We start from the raw sequence: 15,239 nt of genomic DNA, 5'->3' as shown, positions 1-15,239 counted from the left end.
TGCCCTCTTCGCGAGCAAGCCCGCTCCCACATTGGATCTGTGATCGACACAAATCCAATGTGGGAGCGGGCTTGCTCGCGAAGCTTTTAAGCTTTTTCCCAGACTTCGAAGCTGTACGCGGGCTTGTCGCCCTCAGCCGGATTCGGCACGTTCGACACCAGCTTCCACTGGTTCAGGTCAAACTCCGGAAACCACGCATCGCCTTCCGGGCTCAGCGCCACTCGGGTCAGATACAAACGATCCGCCTGCGCCAGCCCCTGTGCATACAACTGCGCGCCGCCAATCAACATCAATTCATCGACACCCTGCGCTTTCGCCCATTCCTCGGCGCGAATCACGGCGGCTTCCAGCGACGGATACACCTCCGCCCCTTCCAGCAGCAGATCCGGCTGACGGCTGACCACGATGTTCAAGCGGCCCGGCAGCGGACGGCCGAGGGAGTCCCAGGTCTTACGGCCCATGATGATCGGCTTGCCGAGGGTCGTGGCCTTGAAATATTTGAAGTCCCCCGGCAGGTGCCAGGGCATGCTGTTGTCGACGCCGATCACGCGGTTTTCACCGAGGGCTGCGATCAGGCTGAGGGGGAGTGATTTAGTCATGCCGGCGAGGATACCAGAGCCTCGCTTGACCCGATAAGCGCCACAGCGGTTATGCTCACTGCTCAATCGAGCAACGGAATGGCGCGTGACTGAACTGACTCCCCTGCAAAACCTCTGGCTGACTGAAACCATCCGCCTGCGCGAAGAACACGCAGGTCCCCTGGAAGATCTGGAAGCCAATCGTCTGGCCCGCACGGCCGGCGGCGATCTGCCGGGCCGTATTCAGCGCCGCGCCGTGTGGCTGGCCGAGCGCGACGGGCTGAGCGCAGCACTCAAGCACTGGCTGCAAGGCGCGCGTCTGGCACTGGTGCTGCTGGTGATTTTCGCGCTGCTGAGCGGCGCCGGTCTGGCCTTCGCCGCGCTGAGCCAGACGCCGGTCAATGTGTTCTGGGCCTTGGGCAGTCTGCTCGGACTGAACCTGATTCTGCTGCTGAGCTGGGCGCTGGGGCTGATCTTTGCCGGCGAACACGGCGCCACCCTCGGGCGCTTGTGGCTGTGGCTCAGTGAAAAACTCGCCCGTGACGCGAAAGCTGCGCAACTGGCACCGGCCCTGCTGCTGATGCTGCAACGCAAAAAACTCAATCGCTGGGCACTTGGCACACTGGTCAATGGCCTGTGGTTGCTGGCGATGCTCAGCGCACTGGTGCTGTTGCTGTTGCTGATGGCGACCCGGCGCTACGGCTTCGTCTGGGAAACCACGATTCTCGGCGCCGACACCTTCATCAACCTGACTCAAGCCCTCGGCGCGCTGCCGGCGCTGCTTGGCTTCAACGTGCCCACCGTGGAGATGATCCGCTCCAGCGGCGGCGCAGCGCTGGATATCGAAAGCGCACGACAGGCCTGGGCAACCTGGCTGGTCGGCGTGCTGGTGGTCTACGGCGTGCTGCCGCGCCTGCTGCTGGCCGCGTTTTGTTTCTGGCGCTGGAATCGCGGCAAAGCCGCGCTGACCCTGGACTTGAACCTGCCCGGTTACGCCCAGTTGCGCGAACGGCTGATGCCGACCAGCGAACGCCTCGGCATCAACGACGCCGCGCCGGAGCAGTTGCATCGGGTCGAAAGCAGCGTCAGCGAACAGGCCAGCGAGGGTGCTTTGCTGGTCGCCATCGAACTCGACGATCAGCGCCCATGGCCACCAGCTCTGCCGAAAACCGTGAGCAACGCCGGAATCCTCGACAGCCGCGAATCACGGCACAAACTGCTCGAACAGCTCAGCCGTTTCCCTCCGGCGCGCCTGCTGATCGCCTGCGACCCGCGACGCTCGCCGGATCGCGGCAGCCTCGCGCTGATCGCCGAACTGGCGCGCAACGCCAGCGCCACCCGGGTCTGGCTGCTGCAAGCACCGCCCGGCGAAGCGCTGGACAGTGCCCGTCTCGGCGACTGGCACGTTGCGCTGCAACAACTGGAGTTGCCGTTCGCCGATTGCGCGCCGATGAACTGGCTGGAGAGCGGTCATGACTGATGCCCGCAAAGCCCCGTTGAAACTCGCGGTGGTCGGCCACACCAACGTCGGCAAGACTTCGCTGCTGCGCACCCTGACCCGCGACGTCGGCTTCGGCGAAGTCTCGCACCGGCCGAGCACCACTCGACATGTCGAGGGTGCGCGGTTGTCGGTGGACGGCGAGCCGTTGCTCGATCTTTACGACACGCCGGGGCTGGAAGATGCCATCGCCCTGCTGGATTTCCTCGAGCGTCTGGAGCGCCCCGGCGAACGTCTCGACGGCCCGGCGCGACTGGCGCGGTTTCTCGACGGCAGCGAAGCACGTCAGCGTTTCGAACAGGAGGCGAAAGTGCTGCGACAGCTACTCGCGTCCGACGCCGGTCTGTATGTGATCGACGCCCGCGAACCGGTGCTGGCCAAGTATCGTGACGAACTCGAAGTGCTGGCCAGTTGCGGCAAGCCGCTGTTGCCGGTGCTGAATTTCGTCAGCAGCGCCAACCATCGCGAGCCGGACTGGCGCGAAGCGTTGGCGCGGCTCGGCCTGCATGCGCTGGTGCGCTTCGACAGCGTTGCGCCGCCGGAAGATGGCGAGCGGCGCCTGTACGAAAGCCTTGCGCTGTTGCTGGAAAACGCCCGTCCGCAACTGGAGCGCTTGATCGCCGATCAACAGGCCCAGCGCCTGGCGCGCCAACAAAGTGCGGCGCGTTTGATCGCCGAATTGCTGATCGACTGCGCCGCGTGCCGACGCAGTGTGGTCAGCGAGGCCGAGCAGGAACAGCAAGCGATCAGCGAACTGCGCGAAGCCGTGCGCCAGCGTGAACAGAAATGCGTCGAAGCGTTGCTCAAGCTCTATGCGTTTCGCCCGCAGGATGCGGCGGCCAGTGATCTGCCGTTGCTCGATGGGCGTTGGGGCGATGATCTGTTCAACCCGGAAACCCTGAAGCAACTCGGCGTGCGGGTGGGCGGAGGGATTGCGGCAGGCGCTGCGGCAGGGGCTGGCGTGGATTTGCTGGTGGGCGGGATTACCCTCGGTGCGGCGGCTTTGGCCGGTGCGATTGCCGGTGGTGCGCTGCAAACCGCGCGCAGTTATGGCAGCCGCCTGCTCGGCAAGATCAGGGGCCAGCGGGAGTTGACCGTGGATGACGGGGTGTTGCGGCTGTTGGCGTTGCGGCAGCGCCAACTGTTGCTGGCGCTGGATCAGCGCGGGCATGCGGCGATGGAGGCGGTTCAGGTCGCCACCCCGCAGGACAAGACCTGGCGCGAAGGCAAGTTGCCGGATGCGCTGAGCAAGGCGCGGGCGCATCCGCAGTGGTCTTCACTCAATCCGCATGCGAAGTTGAATCAGGCGGAGCGGCAGGAGCAGATTGAGGCGTTGGTTGATCGGGTGCTTGAGCTTTAGATCGCTACCCCCTCACCCCAGCCCTCTCCCCCAAGGGGTAGAGGGGGAAGGGAGCAGATCTTCTGGCTTTTCAAAACCTGAGTTCGACTGGATATTTCAGATCGATGTAGGGCCCAAGAACAACACGGTCGGCTCCCTCTCCCTCCGGGAGAGGGCTGGGGTGAGGGTTGCAATCACTCAGCCGACAACAAAACCTCAGCCTTGCGCTTCAGCACACCCAAATCCATCACCGGCACCTCCCTCTCCTTGGCCAACTCATCCCACTGCCGCATCCGCAAACTCACCGCACACAACGGATCCCGCTCAAACATGTCCGCCTCAGCCTCCGTCATCACCCCGCCCTGATATTCCAGCGTGCGGCGACTCGCTTCACTCAGGCGCTCGAAATACCCAGGCTCACGCAAGGTCAGATAGCGCTTGGCCTGCACGTGATATTCCACCAGCCGCGCCAGGCGCTCACTGAATCCCGCCTCACGCAAATAATTCGCCCCCAGCCGCTCATGGCTGACCACGCCATAACCGCCCATGTTCTCTGCGCCTTCGGCACACAAATGACCGATGTCGTGGAAGAACGCGGCGAGCACCACTTCATCATCAAAGCCTTCGGCGATCGCCAGTTCAGCAGCTTGGGACATGTGCTCGATCTGCGATACCGGCTCACCGATGTAATCACTAGCACCAAAGCGTTCATACAGCGCAAACACCCGGTCAACGACTTGCGCATGCCCCGCCATCACATTTCCTCCAGCAATTGCGCCACGTTGCGCTCGGCCAGTGCCGGACCGACGCTCATACCGACGCCGGTGTGCATCAGCGCCACACTCAAGCCCGGTGCCGGGCGCAGGAATGAGAACGGCCCCGGCCCACGGGCACCGTAGACGCCCTGCCAGCGCTCGACCACTTGCACCTTGCAGCCCAGCGTGTGCTCGGCCAGTTCGAGCATCCAGTTGTCCACTTGCTCGGCGTTGAACGGCGACGGATCGCTGCCGTAATGGTGCGAGTCGCCGATGATCAGCTCGCCATACGGCGTCGGACTGATCAGCAGGTGAATGCCGTTGTCGTGCAGGTGCGGTTGTTCGCGCAGGATCTGCGCCTGCACCGCCGCCGCTTCTGGCAAATCGGCGAAGGCGCCGTAGTGCACGCAGCTCAAACCGGTGAGCAAGGCGTGTTGCAGATTCAGCTCGATCTGCGGTTTGGCGCGGAGCATTTGCAGGCGGCAGATCTGCGGATCGAGCGCGGCAATCGGTTCGGCCAGCAGGGTCTGATAATCGTGGCCGGAGCAGACGATGATTTGCTTTGCCGTGAAGCTGCCGGCGGTACTGTGCAGGTGCCCCGGTTCGACGTCGCGCACCAGCGTACTGAAGTGAAACTCGACGCCGAGGTCGCGGCGCAGATAGTCGATCAACGCCGGAATCGCTTCACGCGAGTACAGCTGTTGATCGTCCATGCCGTGCAGCGCCGCGCGGTGGTGGCTGAACTGACCGTGATACAGATCACGCAGGGCGGCGCCACGCAGCAAAGCGACGTTGTACCCGTGCTCCACGGCGCGGCCGTTGCAGAAAGCTTCGAGCAAGTGTTCTTCGGCTTCGCTGCGGGCGAACAGGTACGAGCCGTTGCGCTTGATCTGCAGACCGGCGAGTTGCGCCCAGTCACCCCAGATCTCGCGGCTGGCCTTGGCCAGTTCAAGCATCGGCCCCGGTGGCTGACCGGTGACCAGCGCCTGACCAAAGTTGCGCACCGAAGCGCCGAGGGGCGTGGCGGTGCGTTCGAAAACGCTGACCTTGAGGCCGCGTTTGGCGGCGGCGTAGGCGTGGGACAGGCCGAGGATGCCGGCGCCGACGATCAGCAGGTCTTTGTGTTGAGTCATGGAGATTTTCCCTGAATGGGAGACCGCCTTCGCGAGCAAGCCCGCTCCCACAGTTTGATCGCATTCCTTCCGGTGGAACTCGGTCGAATGTGGGAGCGGGCTTGCTCGCGAAGAGGCCCTGTCAGTCGATAAAGATCTTACTTGGCGACAACTTTCTCGGACTTGCCGTCATAACGCTTGCGCCATTCGGTCAGGATCTCGTCGCGATTCTTCGAGGCCCAGGCGAAGTCGTTCTTGATCAGGCGCTGCTCGTAGTCGGCCGGCAGTTCGGTCTGTGGCTTGGCGATACCCGGCTGCGCAAGAACCGCAAAGTTCTCCTTGTACAGATCCATTGCCTCGGCGCTGGCGGAGAAATCCGCGAGTTTTTTCGCCGCATCTTCATGCGGGGTGCCTTTGATCACGGCAGTCGCCTCGATCTCCCAGCCCAGGCCTTCTTTCGGCAGGATGATGTCCAGCGGCGCGCCCTGGCGTTTCAGCTGTACCGCCGGATATTCGAAGGAAATGCCGATCGGGAATTCGCCCGCAGCGGCCAATTTGCAAGGCTTGGAACCGGAGTGAACGTACTGGCCAATGTTCTGGTGCAGACCGTCCATGTAGGCCCAGCCCTGTTTCTCACCGAAGGTTTGCAGCCAGGCGCTGACGTCGAGGAAACCGGTGCCGGACGACGCCGGGTTCGGCATGACGATCTTGCCCTTGTACTCAGGCTTGGTCAGGTCCTGCCAGCTCACCGGTTTGCTCAGGCCCTGCTTCTCGGCTTCCACGGTGTTGAAGCAAATAGTCGCGGCCCACACGTCCATGCCGACCCAGGCTGGCGGGTTGGCAGCATCGCGGTAGTTCGCGCCGATCTTGCCCAGATCCTTCGGTGCGTAGCTTTGCAGCATGCCCTGCTGATCGAGGATCGCCAGGCTCGAAGCGGCCAGGCCCCAGACCGCGTCAGCCTGTGGACGGGCCTTTTCGGCCAGCAGTTTGGCAGTGATGATCCCGGTGGAATCACGCACCCACTTGATCTCGACGTCCGGGTTGGCCTTCTCGAACGCGGCTTTGTAAGCGGTCAGTTGCTCGGCTTCGAGGGCGGTGTACACCGTCAACTCGGTTTTTGCCGCGAAGGCATTCAGGCTGAAAGTAGCGAGCACAGCAGCGGCCAGGGCCATAGGCTTGAACATGATCGTTTTCCTGTCTTGAGTTGAGGTTGGGAAAATCAGTGACCGGGCGCGGTTTGCCGCCAGGCCTGGGAACGGCGCAGCAAGCCGCGCGAAGCCCACGCCAGCAGCAAGGACACGCCCGCCGAGGTGAACAGAATCAGGGTCGACATCGCCGCCGCGCCGCCGACGTTGCCGGCGTCATCCATGTTCAGCACCGCCACCGCCGCGAGGATGGTGTCGGGGCTGTAGAGGAAGATCGCCGCCGACACCGTGGTCATCGCCGAGACGAACAGGTAGCGCACGATGTCCAGCAGCGCCGGCAGGCAGATCGGCACGGTGACGCGCAGGAAGTGGCGGTACAGCGGCGCCTTGAGCGACAGCGCGGCGGCTTCGAATTCGGCGTCGAGCTGGCGCAGCGCAGTGGTCGCGGTCATTTGTGCGGTGGTCAAATAGTGCGCAATGGTGCAGACGATCAGCAGCGTCATCGTGCCGTACAGCACGTGCAGCGGGTTGCCGCTGAGGTTGAAGAAGAAGACGTAACCCAGGCCGAGCACCAGCCCCGGCACCGCCATCGGCACGAAACTGAGCATGCGCAACGTCAGGTTGAGGCCGCGTTGGCTGCGGGTTTTCTCCATCAGGTAAGCGCCAGTGAAAATCAGCAAGCTGCCGATCAGTGCCGTGCCCAGCGCCATCTTCAAGCTGTTGCCGTAAGCCAGCCAGCCACCGCCGGCGGTCTCGTTGAACTGGTAGTGGTTGAGCGACAGCGACAGGTTGTAAGGCCAGAACTTCACCAGCGACGAAAACACCGCCATGCCGAACACCAGCAGCAACGCCGCACTGATCAACAAAACAATCGCCAGATAGCAGGCATCGCGCCGCTTCGACGGCGCCGGTTTGAACACCTGGGCGCGGCCGCACATGGAATCGCCGTGACGGCGGCGCAACCAGGCATCGACGCCGAAGCTGAACAGCGCCGGCAGCAACAGCACCATGCCGATCAACGCGCCGCGCCCGAATTGTTGCTGGCCGACCACCGCTTTGTAGGCTTCCAGTGCCAGCACTTGATAGTCGCCACCAACCACCACGGGCACACCAAAATCGGTGATGGTCAGGGTGAACACCAGACAGAACGCAGCGAATACCGCTTGCCGGGTCGCCGGCCAGGTGATGCTGCGAAAGGCTTTCGCCGGACTGGCGCCCATGCTCGACGCGGCATCAAACAGCCGCGCATCCGCCAGCGACAGCGCCGAGAGCAAAATCATCAGCGCATGGGGGAAGGTGTAGATCACCTCGCCCAGCACAATCCCCCAGAACCCGTAGATATTGTCCGAGAGCAGCCCACGCAACATGCCCTGATTGCCGAACAGATACACCAGCGCAATCCCCGGCAGCATCGACGGCGCCATCAATGGCAGCAGGGAAATCCCGCGCCAGATGCCCTTGGCTGGAATCAATGTACGTTGCAGGGCGTAGGCAAACAGGTAGGCCAGCGGTACGACGATGGCCGCGACGCTGAGGGAAACTTTCAGGCTGTTGCCGAGCAGCCAGTGGAAATTCGCGCTGCTCACCAGTTCCTTGGCGGCGAGCCAGCCACCGCCCTGCCCGGCCTCGCTGCTGAAGCCGCGCCAGAAGATCGCCAGCAACGGCAGCAGCACAGCGACACCGAGTAGCAATAGCAGCAGGAGTTTGCCGCCGAGGACGAAGATCCGGTCACCGACCTCGGCCCCGGACACTCGCCGCGCCTGCTTGTGCGGTAGCGGCAGTGCGATGTTCGCGCTCATCAGGCAAACACCTGCAGGCTGCGCGGTGGCAAGGCGACCATGATCTGCTGGGCGCCAAGGCGTGGCATGGCTTCCGGCGCCAGTTCAGCGAGCAGCGCGTGGCCCGGCAGTTGATCGAGTTCGAAACTCATGCGGCAGCGGTTGCCGAGGAAAGTGATCTCGCGAACCTTGGCCGGGAACAGGTTTTCTTCGTGCACCAACGGATTGACGCTGATTGCTTCCGGACGGCAGAACAGTCGGCCCGAGGCGCCGCTGACGCTACCATCGGCCAGACGCACATCCATCCCGCCAACCCGGGCGTGACTGGCGCTGCTGCGCTGGAACGGCAGCCAGTTGCCCTGCCCGACGAACTCGGCCACGAACTGCGTGGCCGGGCGGTTGTAGATTTCCTGCGGGGAGGCGTACTGCTCGACGCGGCCGTTGTTCATCACGGCGATGCGGTCGGCCATCAGCATGGCTTCGTCCTGATTGTGCGTGACCATCAGGGTGGTGATGCCGAGGTTGCGCTGCAGTTGGCGCAGTTCGGTGCACAGATGCTCGCGCACTCGGGCGTCCAGGGCCGACATCGGTTCATCAAGCAACAGCAGCGACGGCGCCGGGGCCAGGGCGCGAGCCAGTGCGACCCTTTGTTGCTGACCGCCGGACAATTGACCCGGGTACTTTTTCTCACTGCCGGTGAGGCCGACCAGTTCCAGCATCTGCCCGACGCGACGGCGTACTTCGTCGCGACCACTGCCGGCGAGGCCGTAGGCAATGTTCGCTTCGACGGTCAGATTGGGGAACAGCGCGTAGGACTGGAACAGGATGCCGTAGTCCCGGGCTTGCGGTGCGAGGTGGGAAACGTCGCGATCACCGAGGTACAACTCGCCGCTGTCCTGTTTTTCCAGACCGGCGATGCAGCGCAGCAGGGTGGTCTTGCCGCAGCCCGACGGGCCGAGCAGGCACACCAGCTCACCGGCCGCGACATCGAGCGAGACATTGTCCAGTGCGGTGAAGGCGCCGAAGCGCTTCTGCACGCCGCGCACTTTCATCGGCGCACCGGGGTTGGTCAGGGCAGTTGCGATTGCAGGATTCATGGACAGACCTCATCAAGCTGATGGGGCCAATCCTAGAGTTGTAATGCGTCCGTCATGTGGCAGTGAGGCAAAAACGGCTGATAGTGGTATTCGGGGATTTTGGTTCAGGTTTCAAGTCATGGGTTGCCTGGTCTGACGCCTTCGCGAGCAAGCCCGCTCCCACACGGGGACAGTGTTCACAACACACATCCAATGTGGGAGCGGGCTTGCTCGCGAAGAGGCCGGCATGGGCACTGAAGAAATCAGGCCGGAGACATTTCCTGAGCCAAGCCAAGAAACGCCGCCGGCAACCGCGCACCCTTGCGCTCCTTGAGGCAATACAGGTACTCGGGAATCTGCGGCGCATTCTCGATGGTCAGCACCCGCAACTGCGGATCGTGCGGCACTTCCTGACGAGCAATGATGCTGATGCCGATATTGCGCAGCACCGCCTCACGGATCGACTCGCGGCTGCCAATTTCCAGCAGCGGCCCGAAACTGACCCCGGCGCTTTCCAGCAACTCCTCGGTCAAACGGCGGGTGGTCGAACCCGACTCGCGCATCAACAACGTATGCCCGGCCAGCGCACTCAACGCCACATGCTCCTGCGCCGCCAGCGGATGATTGCGATGCACCGCCAGCACCAGTGGATCGCTGCCCAATACCCGGCGAATCAAGCGCGCATCCTCAAGCAACTGCGACGACGCGGCGACATCGACCCGGTAATCCTCCAGCGCTTCGAGCACCTGCTGCGAGTTGCCGATCTCCACCGATACTTCCACCTGCGGCAGACGCTCGCGGAAGGTCTTCACCAGATCGAGGATGTAATACGGCGCAGTGGCAGCGATGCGCAACGTGCCCTGCACCTGACCGCTGTTGCGCAGGAAGAACTCGATGTCGGCCTCCTGCTGCAACAGCGCCTTGACCATCGGCAGCAACCGCGCGCCTTCGTCGCTGACACTCAAGCGTCGGCCGCCACGGTAGAACAGCTCCACCGAATACTGACTTTCCAGATTACGGATCTGCGTGGTCACGGTGGGTTGGCTGAGGCCGAGCTTTTTCGCCGCCAGCGTAATGCTGCCCAGGCGGGCGACCATATAAAACGCTTTCAGCTCGGCACTCAGCACAACCATCCCTCATCGTTTATTTGCGCAGCAGGCGCAAACCGTTGAACACCACCAGCAGGCTCACGCCCATGTCGGCGAACACCGCCATCCACATGGTGGCGAGTCCGGCGAAGGTTACCCCAAGAAAGATAGCCTTGATCACCAGTGCCAAGGCGATGTTCTGTTTCAGGATGCTCGCGGTGTCACGCGACAGGCTGATGAACGCGGGAATTTTGCGCAGATCGTCGTCCATCAGGGCGACATCGGCGGTTTCAATCGCGGTGTCGGTGCCGGCGGCCGCCATGGCGAAACCGATCTCGGCGCGGGCCAGTGCCGGGGCGTCGTTGATGCCGTCGCCAACCATGCCCACCCGATGACCCTGTGCATAAAGCGCTTCGATGGCTTGCAGCTTGTCGGTTGGCAGCAAGTCGCCCTTGGCCTGATCGATGCCGACCTGCGCGGCAATCGCCTGCGCGGTGTGCACGTTGTCACCGGTGAGCATCATGGTTTTCACGCCCAGCGCGTGCAACTGGCGGATCGCTTCGCGGCTGGACTCCTTGACCGTGTCGGCTACGGCGAACAGCGCCAGCGGACCAGAACTGTCGAGCAGCAACACCACGGATTTGCCCTGTTTCTCCAGCGCAAACAGCTTCTCTTCGAGTTGCGGCGAGCACAGGCCCAGCTCCTCGACCAGACGATGGTTGCCCAAGTGATAGGTCTGGCCGTTGACCTGTCCCTTCACGCCACGACCGGCCAGCGCTTCGAAGTTATCCACAGTCAGCACGGCGAGGTTTTTATCCACAGCCGCATTGGCGATGGCCAGCGACACCGGGTGATCGGAACGCCCGGCCAGCGCGGCGGCAATCGCCGGGGCTGTGGCGTCGGCGGTCGGGTCGAGCGACAGGTAATCGGTCTGCACCGGTTTGCCGTGGGTGATCGTGCCGGTCTTATCCAGCGCCAGATAGTCGAGCTTGAAGCCGCCCTCCAGGTACACGCCACCCTTGACCAGAATGCCTTTGCGCGCCGCTGCCGCGAGGCCGCTGACGATGGTCACCGGGGTGGAAATCACCAGTGCACAGGGACACGCCACCACCAGCAGCACCAGCGCACGGTAGATCCAGTCGAACCACAACGCGCCCATAAACAGCGGCGGGATGATCGCCACCGCCAGCGCCAGCACGAACACCACCGGGGTGTAGATTTTCGAGAACTGATCGACGAAGCGCTGCGTCGGCGCCCGCGCACCCTGAGCCTGCTCGACGGCGTGGATGATCCGCGCCAGGGTCGAGTTGTTCGCCGCCGCAGTCACCGAGTATTCCAGCGAACCGGCCTGGTTGATGGTGCCGGCGAAGACTTTGTCGCCCACGGTTTTCTCCACCGGCAGGCTTTCACCGGTGATCGGCGCCTGATCGATGGTCGAACTGCCGCTGACGACCTCGCCGTCCAGCGCAATGCGCTCGCCGGGTTTTACCCGCACGCGGGCGCCGAGTTCGACGCTTTTAACCTCTTGTTCGAGCCAGTTGCCGTCGGCTTGCTGCACCGTGGCCTGTTCCGGGGTCATCTGCATCAGGCCGCTGATGGCATTGCGCGCACGATCCAGCGAGCGCGCCTCGATCAGCTCGGCCACGGTGAACAGGAACATCACCATCGCCGCTTCCGGCCACTGCCCGATCAGCACCGCACCGGTCACCGCGATACTCATCAGCGCGTTGATGTTGAGGTTGCGGTTTTTCAGGGCGATCCAGCCCTTTTTATAGGTGGTCAGGCCGCCGCTGAGGATCGACACCAACGCAATGATCGCCACCACCCAGGTCGGTGCAGCGTTGGTGAAGTGGATCACCTCGGCGGCGAGCGCACCGACGCCGGACAGCGCCAGGGGCCACCAGTGTTTTTTTACCGGCGCCGGGGTCGGGGCTTCGACGCCCGCCTCCAATGGCTCGGCGTGCATGCCCAGCGAGGTGATCGCCTCGGTGATCGGCGCGGTGTCCGGCAGATTGTGGGTCACGCCGAGCACGCGGTTGATCAGGTTGAATTCCAACTGCTGCACGCCGGCCAGTTTGCCGAGTTTGTTCTGGATCAGCGTCTGCTCGGTCGGGCAGTCCATCGCTTCAATGCGGAAACTGCTCAGTCGGGCGTCAGCGCTGGTTTTCTCGCTCAGTTGCACCAACGCAGGCGCGCCAGCTGTCGACGAGCAGCAAGAATCTTCGTGCGAATGAACCGGTGCCGGTGCTGCGGCTTTCGACCCGCAGCAGGAATCGCCACCGTGGTCATGCTTATGCACAGGCTGCAATTTATGGCTGTGGCTATGATCGTGCCCGTCGCCGGGCTTGTGAGTGTGCTGGGAATCGCTCATTGGTCGCGTCCATGAAGGTGCCTGTTGCCAAGTAAAGACCCTGTAGCCACTATAGGGTCAAGCACCCTTTTGGAGATTGCCGTCATGAAGATCGGAGAACTGGCCAAACTCACCGACTGCGCCGTGGAAACCATCCGCTATTACGAGCGCGAAAACCTGCTGCCGGAGCCGGCGCGCAGCGACGGTAACTACCGCGTTTACACCCAGGCCCACGCCGAACGCCTGACCTTCATCCGCAACTGCCGCACCCTCGACATGACCCTCGAAGAAATCCGCAGCCTGCTGGCCATGCGCGACAGCCCGCAGGATCAGTGTGCAAGCGTCAATACGCTGATCGACGAGCACATCCAGCATGTGAAAGCGCGGATTGACGGGTTGCTGGCGTTGCAGACACAACTGCTCGACCTGCGCCAACGCTGTGGCGAAGGGCCGGGGGCGGATCAGTGCGGGATCTTGCAGCGGCTGGAGGTGAGTGGCGGAGTCGTCGCTACCGAAGTCGAACACTCCCATGTAGGCCGCAGCCACGGCCACTGAGGCCTACACAGAACCCAATGTGGGAGCGGGCTTGCTCGCGAAGACGGAGTGTCAGTCGACATCATCGTTAACTGATACACCGCATTCGCGAGCAAGCCCGCTCCCACAGGGTATTGCGTGAAGTTTCTAGACCGCCATCGGCGCGGTCATCGGCGCATGGTGCTCATAGCCTTCCAGCGAGAAATCGCTCGGCTCGACCAGCTCCAGCCACTCCGGCTGATACACACCGGTCTTGGCAAACTCCGGCACGCGGTCGGAGATTTTCAGTTTCGGCATGGCGAACGGCTCGCGCTTGAGCTGTTCGTTGAGCATGTCCAGGTGGTTCTCGTAGACGTGCGCATCACCGATGAAATAGGTGAACCAGCGCGGCGTGTAGCCGGTCAGGCGCCCGATCAGGCTCAGCAGCGCAGCGCCTTCGGTGAGGTTGAACGGCGTGCCCAGGCCCAGGTCGTTGGAGCGGATGTACAGGGTCAGGGAGATCTCTTTGGTCTCGACGTTCGGGTGGAACTGGTACAGCAGATGGCATGGCGGCAGGGCCATTTCATCGAGCTGGGCGACGTTCCAGCCGTGAAACAGGATGCGGCGGCTGCCCGGGTCCTTGATGATCGTGTCGACGCACTGGCGCACCTGGTCGATGGCTTTGTACAGCACCACATAGGCCTGGCCGTCTTCTTCGCCCTGGGCGATCTGCTTGTAGCCGTTGCTCAGGGTCTGTTCGATGGCGGCGGTGTTGCTCAGCGGGATTTGCTTGTACGCCGGCCATTTGCGCCATTGCACGCCGTAGATTTCGCCGAGGTCGTCGTCGCCCTGACGGAACGGGTTGGCCAGCCATTGCGCATTTTCGTTGGCGTTCTGATCCCAGACCTTGCAGCCCAGCGCACGGAATTCAGCAGCATTGTTCACACCGCGCAGAAAACCGCACATCTCGCCGATGGCCGATTTGAAGGCCATCTTGCGGGTGGTGATCGCCGGGAAACCTTCCTGCAGATCGAAACGCAGCATCGCACCCGGGAAGCTGATGGTGTTGATGCCGGTGCGGTTGGCCTGTTTGGTGCCGTTCGCAATGACGTGCGAGACCAGTTCGAGATATTGCTTCATGAGTTACCTGTGTCCTTTGAGCCCCGGCGTCGCGCGCCGGGGTTCGTAGTTTAAGCGGTCGGCGCGAGCGGCGCTGCCGGCGCACGACGATAGGCCAGCCAGATCAGGAACAGCCCGCCGACGATCATCGGTACGCACAGCACCTGACCCATGGTCAGCCAGTTCCAGGCCAGGTAGCCCAGTTGCGCGTCCGGTACGCGGACGAACTCGACGATAAACCGGAAGATGCCGTAGAACAGCGCAAACATGCCCGATACCGCCATGGTCGGACGCGGCTTGCGCGAGAACAACCACAGGATCAGGAACAGCGCCACGCCTTCGAGCGCGAACTGATACAGCTGCGACGGGTGACGCGGCAGCTGCGCCGGATCGCTGAACGGCGGGAAGATCATCGCCCACGGCACGTCGGTCGGCTTGCCCCACAGCTCGGCGTTGATGAAGTTGCCGATACGCCCGGCACCCAGACCGATCGGCACCATCGGCGCAACGAAGTCCATCAATTGGAAGAAGGTCTTGCCGTTACGCTTGCCGAACCACAGTGCGGCGAGCATCACCCCGATGAATCCGCCGTGGAACGACATGCCGCCCTTCCACACTTCGAAAATCAGCGTCGGGTTGGCGATGTAGGCGCTCAGGTCATAGAACAGCACGTAACCCAGACGTCCACCGACAATCACCCCCATCGACAGCCAGAACACCAGATCGGAGAGCTTCTCCTTGGTCCAGGTCGGGTCGAAACGGTTGAGCCGGCTCGACGCCAGCAGCCATGCGCCGCCGATGCCGACGAGGTACATCAGGCCGTACCAGTGGATTTTCAGCGGACCGATGGCCAGGGCCACCGGGTCGATCTGCGGGTAAGGCAGCATT

Annotated in this window: 13 protein-coding genes and 1 pseudogene; 4 read left to right on the top strand and 10 right to left on the bottom strand. The window is 62.9% G+C overall.

What is annotated here, in order from left to right:
* Positions 1-86: 86 nt before the first annotated feature.
* Positions 87-599, bottom strand: coding sequence for a dihydrofolate reductase (locus M0808_RS02380; RefSeq protein ID WP_247839755.1), 513 nt, complete (start codon positions 597-599; stop codon positions 87-89).
* 85 nt (positions 600-684) lie between these two features.
* Between M0808_RS02380 and M0808_RS02375 the strand changes: the two genes are divergently transcribed.
* On the top strand, positions 685-2,058 hold the full coding sequence (locus M0808_RS02375; RefSeq protein ID WP_123585761.1) for a DUF2868 domain-containing protein: 1,374 nt from the start codon (positions 685-687) through the stop codon (positions 2,056-2,058).
* Positions 2,051-3,436: a GTPase/DUF3482 domain-containing protein gene (locus M0808_RS02370; protein ID WP_247839753.1), complete on the top strand. Its 1,386-nt coding sequence runs from the start codon at positions 2,051-2,053 to the stop codon at positions 3,434-3,436. Before M0808_RS02375 ends, M0808_RS02370 begins: the two co-directional genes overlap by 8 nt.
* Before the next feature lie 173 nt (positions 3,437-3,609).
* Here the strand turns inward: M0808_RS02370 and M0808_RS02365 are convergent, their stop codons facing one another.
* The 7 genes from M0808_RS02365 to M0808_RS02335 form a co-directional block, all read right to left on the bottom strand.
* Entirely contained in the window at positions 3,610-4,170 is a 561-nt protein-coding gene (locus M0808_RS02365) for a phosphonate degradation HD-domain oxygenase (RefSeq protein WP_247839751.1), read from the bottom strand.
* A complete protein-coding gene (locus M0808_RS02360; protein ID WP_247839749.1) occupies positions 4,170-5,303 on the bottom strand; it encodes a TIGR03364 family FAD-dependent oxidoreductase in 1,134 nt (377 codons plus the stop codon). Before M0808_RS02360 ends, M0808_RS02365 begins: the two co-directional genes overlap by 1 nt.
* A 137-nt stretch (positions 5,304-5,440) precedes the next feature.
* The gene (locus M0808_RS02355; protein ID WP_003229178.1) at positions 5,441-6,466 is read right to left on the bottom strand and encodes a putative 2-aminoethylphosphonate ABC transporter substrate-binding protein; all 1,026 of its coding nucleotides are present in this window, start codon (positions 6,464-6,466) and stop codon (positions 5,441-5,443) included.
* Between the two features lie 35 nt (positions 6,467-6,501).
* Positions 6,502-8,226, bottom strand: a complete 1,725-nt coding sequence (locus tag M0808_RS02350) for a putative 2-aminoethylphosphonate ABC transporter permease subunit (RefSeq protein ID WP_247839747.1) — start codon at positions 8,224-8,226, stop codon at positions 6,502-6,504.
* Entirely contained in the window at positions 8,226-9,302 is a 1,077-nt protein-coding gene (locus tag M0808_RS02345) for a putative 2-aminoethylphosphonate ABC transporter ATP-binding protein (protein WP_247839745.1), read from the bottom strand. The genes M0808_RS02350 and M0808_RS02345 overlap by 1 nt, the downstream gene beginning before the upstream one ends.
* Positions 9,303-9,544: 242 nt before the next feature.
* Positions 9,545-10,408: a LysR family transcriptional regulator gene (locus M0808_RS02340; protein ID WP_041072184.1), complete on the bottom strand. Its 864-nt coding sequence runs from the start codon at positions 10,406-10,408 to the stop codon at positions 9,545-9,547.
* Between the two features lie 16 nt (positions 10,409-10,424).
* On the bottom strand, positions 10,425-12,740 hold the full coding sequence (locus M0808_RS02335) for a heavy metal translocating P-type ATPase (protein WP_247839743.1): 2,316 nt from the start codon (positions 12,738-12,740) through the stop codon (positions 10,425-10,427).
* Between the two features lie 84 nt (positions 12,741-12,824).
* On the opposite strand from M0808_RS02335, the gene cadR reads away from it, so the two are divergent.
* Both cadR and M0808_RS02325 read left to right on the top strand, forming a co-directional pair.
* On the top strand, positions 12,825-13,274 hold the full coding sequence (gene cadR, locus M0808_RS02330) for a Cd(II)/Pb(II)-responsive transcriptional regulator (RefSeq protein ID WP_007964189.1): 450 nt from the start codon (positions 12,825-12,827) through the stop codon (positions 13,272-13,274).
* 19 nt (positions 13,275-13,293) lie between these two features.
* A pseudogene (locus M0808_RS02325) lies at positions 13,294-13,383 on the top strand (metal ABC transporter ATP-binding protein); the annotation flags it as partial.
* Positions 13,384-13,400: 17 nt separating this feature from the next.
* Here the strand turns inward: M0808_RS02325 and M0808_RS02320 are convergent.
* Both M0808_RS02320 and lgt read right to left on the bottom strand, forming a co-directional pair.
* The gene (locus M0808_RS02320; protein ID WP_247839741.1) at positions 13,401-14,372 is read right to left on the bottom strand and encodes a thymidylate synthase; all 972 of its coding nucleotides are present in this window, start codon (positions 14,370-14,372) and stop codon (positions 13,401-13,403) included.
* Positions 14,373-14,422: 50 nt separating this feature from the next.
* On the bottom strand, positions 14,423-15,238 hold the full coding sequence (gene lgt, locus M0808_RS02315; protein WP_007965581.1) for a prolipoprotein diacylglyceryl transferase: 816 nt from the start codon (positions 15,236-15,238) through the stop codon (positions 14,423-14,425).
* Position 15,239 lies beyond the last annotated feature (1 nt).

This window comes from Pseudomonas sp. MWU12-3103b, assembly GCF_023100615.1.
GTDB classification, from domain to species: Bacteria; Pseudomonadota; Gammaproteobacteria; order Pseudomonadales; family Pseudomonadaceae; genus Aquipseudomonas; species Aquipseudomonas putida_A.
This window is presented reverse-complemented; position numbering and strand designations above follow the sequence as displayed.